This is a genomic window from Modestobacter italicus (assembly GCF_019799965.1).
Taxonomy (GTDB): domain Bacteria; phylum Actinomycetota; class Actinomycetes; order Mycobacteriales; family Geodermatophilaceae; genus Modestobacter; species Modestobacter italicus_A.
This window is the reverse complement of the sequence record NZ_JABGCJ010000037.1, coordinates 1-1,326: the sequence shown is the minus strand read 5'-3', so window position 1 is coordinate 1,326 and position 1,326 is coordinate 1. Positions and strand designations below refer to the sequence as shown.

The 1,326-nt window shown below is 70.2% G+C and carries 1 protein-coding gene and 1 pseudogene; both read left to right on the top strand.

Annotation, left to right across the window (positions count from 1 at the left end; all coding sequences use genetic code 11):
* Positions 1 to 99 (top strand): annotated as a pseudogene (locus tag HLA93_RS22640) (methyl-accepting chemotaxis protein); the annotation flags it as partial.
* A gap of 322 nt (positions 100 to 421) precedes the next feature.
* The coding region (locus HLA93_RS20275; protein WP_222196251.1) for an MCP four helix bundle domain-containing protein at positions 422 to 1,326 on the top strand (905 nt) is incomplete at its 3' end.

Sequence of the window (1,326 nt, the reverse complement as noted above, 5' to 3'; positions counted from 1 at the left end):
TCGACCACGCAGGCCTTGTCGCAGACCCGGCAGGCCGTGGACGAGCTGTCCCGGATGGCCAGCGACCTGCGCAGCAGCGTGGCCACCTTCACCTGGTGAACCGCGGCGGGTGATCCCGCGCGACCGTCCGGCCGCCGTGTCCTCAGTGGGGGCACGGCGGCCGGCGCCGTTCCAAGACCATTCCGGCATTCGTCGACTGCTGTCGGAGGTGTCGACAAGAAGACCATCAGGAGAGGTCGTCGCGCGTTCTCATCGTGCACGACACGACACGCGCCGTGTAACGGCACGTTCCGTTTCCGCATCGGACACCATGGTTTCGGTACCGCAGATCCCGCCTTTCGCGGAGTCGGGTGTGAAACGGCCGGAGGGCTGTTTCCCCGGTCCATTCCCGCCCTCTGTTCGACCCCCTCAGGAGAAGACCATGTCCCGAAGCTCGCTGGCCCGACCCGGCTCCTGGTGGGGCGACCGCAGTGTGCGGACCAAGGTGCTCGCCACCGCGGGCGTGGCCGGCGTGGTCGCTGCCGGGATCGGGGTCATGGGGCTGAGCGCGCTCAGTCAGAGCGCCGACTCCGCCCAGGCCCTGTACGAGGACAACCTGATCGGCGTCGCCGACGCTTCGGACATGGACGGTCTCGTGGCGGACATGCGGGTCAACACCCGGGACGTCATCCTCAGCAGCGACCCGACCGCCGCCATCGGCGAGGTCGAGAGCCTGGCCGAGCAGTTCAGCGCCGTCGCCGCTGACTACCGCACGGGCACCTCGCAGCAGGCGAAGCTCGATGTCCTCGACCGGATCGAAGCCGGCATGGCGGAGTACCTCGACCTCCAGCGCTCCGTCCTCGGCCCGCTGGCGCGGGAGTACGACTACGCGGGCTGGGGCGCGGTCAACTCGGCCCAGGTCGCGCCGGTCGTCAACCAGGTGCAGGAGGACATCGCCGACCTGCGGGAGCTCGAGTCCACCGAGGCCGAGGCTGCCGCCGACGACATCCGCGACGAGTACGAGACCCAGCGGACCACCTCGATCGCCCTCATCACCGTCGGCGTGGGCATCGCGCTCGGTCTGGGCTGGTACGTCGCCGCCGGGATCGCTCGTGCCACTGGCCGCGTGAAGGACGTCGTCCAGGGCCTGGCCGACGGCGACCTGACCCGCAGCAGTGGGTTGACCACCCGGGACGAGATGGGCCAGATGGGCCAGGCGCTGGACGCCGCGGTCGAGAACCTGCGCTCGGTGATGTCCTCGGTGGTCGCCTCCTCCGACGCGGTGGCGGCGGCGTCGGAGGAGCTGTCGGCGTCCTCGGCGCAGATCTCGGCGTCGGCGGAGGAGAC